This is a genomic window from Acidithiobacillus sulfurivorans, assembly GCF_018853815.1.
GTDB lineage: Bacteria > Pseudomonadota > Gammaproteobacteria > Acidithiobacillales > Acidithiobacillaceae > Acidithiobacillus > Acidithiobacillus sulfurivorans.
The window spans coordinates 1-5,957 of sequence record NZ_JAAOMP010000003.1 but is presented as its reverse complement, the minus strand read 5'-3'; the positions used below and the strand labels follow the sequence as shown (position 1 = coordinate 5,957).

Annotated in this window: 7 protein-coding genes and 1 pseudogene; 5 read left to right on the top strand and 3 right to left on the bottom strand. The window is 51.0% G+C overall.

What is annotated here, in order from left to right; genetic code table 11:
• Positions 1-676, bottom strand: a 676-nt coding sequence (locus HAP95_RS00050; protein WP_215882432.1) for a hypothetical protein, incomplete at its 3' end; no start/stop codon positions are given.
• A gap of 149 nt (positions 677-825) precedes the next feature.
• Here HAP95_RS00050 and HAP95_RS00045 point away from each other — a divergent pair.
• From HAP95_RS00045 to wrbA, 4 genes are all read left to right on the top strand, one after another.
• Positions 826-1,410: a sigma-70 family RNA polymerase sigma factor gene (locus tag HAP95_RS00045; RefSeq protein ID WP_065973902.1), complete on the top strand. Its 585-nt coding sequence runs from the start codon at positions 826-828 to the stop codon at positions 1,408-1,410.
• Positions 1,407-1,628, top strand: a complete 222-nt coding sequence (locus HAP95_RS00040; protein ID WP_010642430.1) for a hypothetical protein — start codon at positions 1,407-1,409, stop codon at positions 1,626-1,628. The genes HAP95_RS00045 and HAP95_RS00040 overlap by 4 nt, the downstream gene beginning before the upstream one ends.
• 537 nt (positions 1,629-2,165) lie before the next feature.
• On the top strand, positions 2,166-2,402 hold the full coding sequence (locus HAP95_RS00035) for a hypothetical protein (protein ID WP_010642428.1): 237 nt from the start codon (positions 2,166-2,168) through the stop codon (positions 2,400-2,402).
• A gap of 511 nt (positions 2,403-2,913) precedes the next feature.
• Entirely contained in the window at positions 2,914-3,516 is a 603-nt protein-coding gene (wrbA, locus tag HAP95_RS00030) for an NAD(P)H:quinone oxidoreductase (RefSeq protein ID WP_010642426.1), read from the top strand.
• A 230-nt stretch (positions 3,517-3,746) separates the two neighbouring features.
• On the opposite strand, the pseudogene HAP95_RS00025 reads toward wrbA, so the two are convergent.
• Positions 3,747-4,097 (bottom strand): annotated as a pseudogene (locus HAP95_RS00025) (IS1634 family transposase); the annotation flags it as partial.
• 82 nt (positions 4,098-4,179) lie between these two features.
• On the bottom strand, positions 4,180-5,076 hold the full coding sequence (locus tag HAP95_RS00020; protein WP_010642423.1) for a LysR family transcriptional regulator: 897 nt from the start codon (positions 5,074-5,076) through the stop codon (positions 4,180-4,182).
• Positions 5,077-5,246: 170 nt separating this feature from the next.
• On the opposite strand from HAP95_RS00020, the gene HAP95_RS00015 reads away from it, so the two are divergent.
• Positions 5,247-5,822 (top strand): NADPH-dependent F420 reductase, encoded by a 576-nt coding sequence (locus tag HAP95_RS00015; RefSeq protein WP_031571123.1) that lies wholly within the window; start codon positions 5,247-5,249, stop codon positions 5,820-5,822.
• The last annotated feature ends 135 nt before the right edge of the window (positions 5,823-5,957 follow it).

Below are 5,957 nucleotides of genomic sequence, written 5' to 3'. Positions count from 1 at the left end.
TCAGATGGCCTTCAGGCCAGCGGCTTCCACGAACCATCCTCACTGGCCATTTGGCATCTTGAAGCAGAAGAGACCGCCCCGCGCGCCCATAAGGCGAAACCAGCGGATATAGAAACGCATCCGTCCAGTCCGAGTAAAGCATAGGGACCTCCGAGTCCAATAGGTAGGTCTGCATTCCGTGGTTATAAAACGTAAAATGAAAATGGGCAACACCTTTCGCGCTAATCCGAACATCCTCTACGTACACCCACTTTGTAGGATGGCCCGTATCGTAATCCACCGGATCAATCACCGCATGAAAATGCGTTCGACTCGCGTTCCACCTCACCACCTTACTTCCAATTTCCGGATGTATGACCCCGTGGGGGTGCAGATAAAAGGCCTGGTGTCCAAAAGATCCCGCCTGCGTAGGGTTAAGCATCAGGCTCCAATGACCGTTTATCATCAAAAACAGAAACTGGTCCACCTGTAATTCACGCCCCGGATCATGGGTGTCGACAATGTTCAGCCCATGGGCTACGTGTCGATTCGACACCGAAACCACCACCCCACCCCAAGGAATGTTAAATTTTATCGAAAGGCCGCCATTCGAAATGGTGACGTCCTTTCCTTTCGGCCCAGGTCGAAAATGACTCCCGTAAGCCTCGGCCGGAATGCCCGCAAATACCCAGACCATACAAGCAATCAACAAGCACGCCTTCCATCTATTTCTGATCATATATTTCCGTTTTTCGGTAGCATCGCAAAGTATAGATTGAGTCTGTCAACCAAAGTAGCGTGTCACACGTTAAAACACCGTAAGATCCGGAGGAATACGATTCTGACATGTTTCAAACTGAGGCTATTCTCATTGACACCAGCCTGAAAGAAAAAGCCTGGTCCCAGCTGTTTTATGGGTTGGAAAAACGTGCTTTTCGCTTTGCCTGCCTGGAACTGGGAGACTCCGGCCAGGCTGGAGATATGGTGCAGGAAGCTGCCATAAAGCTCATGCAGAAATATTCAGACCGCCCGACAGAAGAGTGGGTGGCGCTGTTTTACGCCATCCTGCGCAACCACATTCGGGATCATCAACGCCGCCAGCGTTTAGAGAGATTACTCGGATTCTGGAGAACAGAAAATGACGATGCCGAGGAGGACTTAAGTGCCCTACCCGATCTTTTTCCGAGTCCCGATGATCAGTTATCCGGACAACAGTTAGGCATACAGATTGAATCGGCTTTGCGCCAATTGCCCAATCGGCAGAGGGAAGCCTTTCTATTCAGGGAATGGCAGGAATTAAGCGTGGAAGAAACAGCGATGGCTATGGGTTGCAGTAGCGGAAGTGTCAAGGTCCACCACTATCGAGCGTTGCGACGTCTGCGGACGCTTCTCGCAGATTGGGCACCTGGAGGATATGACGATGAAGCATGATCGGTTTTTTATTGCGCCTTCGGGGAGTTGTCACCCGCGATCAGACACTCTGGATCGGTGGCGTGCAGGAATGCTATCGGGGCATTTTGCACGCCGGATTGCCGCACATGTGGGTCATTGTCCACGTTGCGAAGAACAATGTGCATTTTCTAAAACGCTCCTGGATCATTGGTCGGCGGGTTATCAGCCGCATCATCAATCTATCAGACGGTCCGTAACAATCTGGCGACTACCCGTCGCGGCTAAGATAATTCTGGGTTTTTGTGCTATCGCACTGGTTGCGATGTCGCTGCATGTGTTCAGCCCAATGCCACATTCAACACCGATTAAGACAAATGAGTCCATTCCTCCTGAAGCACACAACATAGTTGCTCATCTTGGTTTTTACGAATGGTTGGAAGCGCATCCAGACAAACTCAATATGGTGGATCATGGCTATTAAGGGATTTCCCATTGTTTTACTGGGAATATGCATATTCGGTTTCTCATTGCCGGTATTGGCCTCACCGACCATGCATCGAGATCCGCACTGGATACGACGTGCTCCTGCTCATAAACCTGAATGGGAGCGCCCAGCTCCGAAAATCCGCTGGGAGCGTCGGGCTGAAAGATGGAAACATTATTCTCAGACACGCCGACAGCAAATAATGGATCGCGCCAGACGCTTTCATAAACTTCCTCCTGCTCAACAAAGAAAGTTGTGGCAGGAATACCAGCAGTCCCGTAAAGCCTTACATCCCTAGAGGAGAGTTAACATGAATCAGATAATGAAAAGCGCGCTGTTAATTTCTGCATTTTTCTTTATGGGCATCAGTACAGCGCAAGCTGCCCCGCATCCAAATCTGCAAAGAGCTATCCGTCAGATTGACCATTCTATTTTCATCTTGCGGCATGAGGCTCCTGACGTGTTTGGGGGTCACAAGGCGGCCGCTATTCTGGAACTGGAGCGTGCCCGTCAACAATTGATGATTGCTGAAAGATTTGCTGCCTGAATACAGGCAATTCATCTGAACTGGGAGAGATAACCGATGTTCCCTATTCGCAAAATAAATGCTGCACTATTCCTCCTGCTTACTATGAGCCTACTCTCCGGCTGTTATGTGGTGCCGCCTAGAGGACCGGTCGCTGTGGTTCGACCTGGTCCTGTGGTTATTCACCCCGTGCCTATCTATCGTCCGTATCGTCCATGGTGGGGTTGGCATCGTGGGTGGTGGCGCTAATTTGCTGTTAATCAGCGCCATTCGTTTGCCATCTGTCAGCATCAGGTATTTACCAACCCATATCGCGGAATATGAATCATTAGTTTGTTGGCGAAATACCGAGGCTCTCAATGGCGAACCATTCAACCGCTGATTTCTGCTGAAAATTGGCTAATCACCATCGCTGATTGACACTTGGGTAAGCTAGATCTCAGGCTACCCACTTGAAATGACGAGGAACCTTTACAAGGTATACTTATCATCTTTACTCTCGGAAGACGTTGACTAATACGAGGAGAGCATTATGAGCAAAATACTGGTGTTATATCACAGCCTCTGGGGGCATATCGAAACCATGGCCGATGCCATAGCTGAAGGTGCACGGGACATCTCCGGCGTGACGGTGGATATTAAGCGTGTGCCGGAAAGCATGCCAGCGGAAACCTTGGCCGCTGTGCATGCCAAAACTAATCAAGCTGCGCCAGAGGCGCACCCCGATGATCTCGCGGATTATGATGGGATTATTTTCGGCACGCCAACACGCTTCGGCAATATGAGTGGGCAAATGCGTAATTTTCTTGATCGCACAGGGAATCTCTGGCAAGAAGGTAAACTGGTGGGCAAGATCGGCAGCGTTTTTGCCAGCACAGCCACGCAGCACGGTGGTCAGGAAACCACCATCACTTCTTTTCACACTTTCCTGTTCCATCAGGGGATGATCGTGGTTGGTGTCCCCTACAGTTGTCAGGAACTGATGAATATGAGTGAGATCAGCGGAGGTACACCCTATGGTGCCACGACACTATCCAACGGAGATGGCAGTCGTCAGCCCAGTGCCAATGAGCTGGCCATCGCTCGTTTTCAGGGGCGGCATGTGGCCGAAATAACCCAAAAGCTACGGATATGATCTTTGGAGAACATCGCTTTGCTATCAGAATCCGTCAGTCTTCTGGGGCCGATTGGGCGTATTGTGGCGGGTCAGGCAGCCGCTGACGTCACTGGCGTTATAAATTAACCCCGGTTTAACCGATCGTTGCAGCGCAGGCTGATACTTTTCTGATTCCCGACGCTTTCGGTATTGACGATCCAGGTAACCACGTTGCCGGGTTTTCCGACCACCCGCTGCCGTCTGCACGCCCCCAGCAGGAACTGGCGGGCGATCAAGCCTTCGCTGCGGATCGTGGTGAGGTCATCGAAGACCACAGACAAGTCCTGATCGATCAGGGGGCGCAACAGTCCGGCTACTACGGCATCGACGGCAGACTGTTGCTCCATCAGGGCATCCATGCTGCGCAGGAGTTGCTGGTGGGTGATCGCTGCTACCGGTACATCCGGCAAGGCGACTGTTTCCACCCAGCGCAATACGCCCAGTTTCGATTCGGGATCGCAGAGCCGGTTAAGGACCATGATCCGGATCAGCGCTTCCACATTGGTCATATGGCGGGTCTTGCGGAATATCTGGCGCAAAGCATCAAACCCCAGTTCTCTTCCTTTGTCGTTTTGTTCTGGTTCAGATCATCCACCGCCGCGCGTTGTTGCGCAGAAAGATGCACTGAAGGCAAATGCCAGTTCAAAAACTGAAGTTGGGCATCCTCGATGAAACGACATCCAACGCCGTTTGGATGAATGCCTGCACCTTGGGCGATGCATATTTTTGGCCCGCGTAGACGAAATAGAACGCGCCCCCTCCTTTCCATTTCCATTGCGGAAGAACTGGCACAAGCGTGCCGGCGTCTACCGCATCTGCGGACAGAAAGTCAGGCAGCCAGCCGACTCCTTCACCAAGAATGGTCAATGCTTTAATGGTTTCGAGATCGTCTGCAATGACGCGGCTGACGACAGGTACATCGACTTCTGACTTGCCGTCCGTAAGCCGCAGTACGTCGACACCCTTGCGCCCAACGAACGACGCCATGACTAAATCCTTGGGATGCGTGAATTTTCTGAATTCTTTGATATAGCTGGGGGAAGCCCAAAGATTGGCGCGCAAGTCAATAAATCGCTTTGCGATCAACGATGAGTCTTTCAGCATGCCCGCGCGAATAGCCAAATCAACACCTCCCCCCACCAGATCAGCGATCTGGTTTGAAATCAGTAATTCAATGGTGACATCGGGATACTTCGCCAGGTAGGCGCGCGTAACGTGAGGAAGCACCGCATGTCCTATGTCGACAGGAGCAGTGACTTTGAGCAACCCGGTCGGCGTGCCTTGCGACGATTGAAGTGCGGCCTCTCCGAGTTCCATCTCCCGAACGGCATTCGCGCAATGATGAAAGTATTTCTCGCCCGCTTCAGTCACATGCAATTTACGGGTAGTGCGGTAGATCAGGCTCGCCCCCAGCCGTTTTTCCAGAGCAGCGAGTTTGGCGCTGACCGTCGTCTTGGGCATATTTAATAGTCTTGCCGCATTGGACAGACTACCTGCTTGTACAACTTTCACGAATACCTCAATTGCGTCGAGATCCATTTGATTGTCCCAAATTATGCACAGTGATTCCCAGTTTTACCATCTAGTGCATGATCAAACAAACTCCTAAAGTACTTCTATCGACGTACGCATCAAGGAAAGCACATCACTAATGAGTGCATAGCGGCATCGAACCTAACAAACCTACTTTTTATCTACAAGGAGCAATTATGAAACACAAAATCATCATCATCGGAACAGGGAACGTCGGCAGCGCACTCAATAAAGGTCTTGCGCGAGCCGGATACGAAGTGCGGGCCGTCAAGAAAGGGGAAATTGCTGGGAATGTTTCTTGGGCCGATGTCATCGTGTTGGCTATCCCCTTTGGTGCGGTACAAGATGTGGCACGCGAGTTGAAAACGGCAGCTGACGGCAAAATTGTCGTCGACGTGACCAATGCGCTGACACCAGAAATGCAATTAGCTATGGGATTTACGACGAGTGGTGCCGAGGAACTGCAAAAGGCGCTTCCACGCGCACATGTGGTAAAGAGCTTCAATACCGTATTCGCTCAGCACATGAGTGACGGGTTGGTGGCGGGTCAACAGTTAACCGTCTTCGCTGCCGGTGACAATGAAACGGCACGCAATGTCGTACTTGAATTGGGTAAAGCGATCGGCTTTGATGCAATTGATGGTGGCCCATTGCAAAACGCACGGCAGTTGGAATCACTCGGATACTTCAATATCCAGCTTGGCTATGTGCTAGGCAACGGGACTGATATCGGCTTCAAGTTGTTGCATTGAAATAGAGCCTGGCATCAATCCGGGCTGTGATAAGGCTAGGGGGATATATAGATTGTCAAACAGCGTTTAAAAATGACCAGGTAACAGCGTATATTTTTGACCAGTTTTAGAGGGGGTGGCTGCGACGTTTTTTGA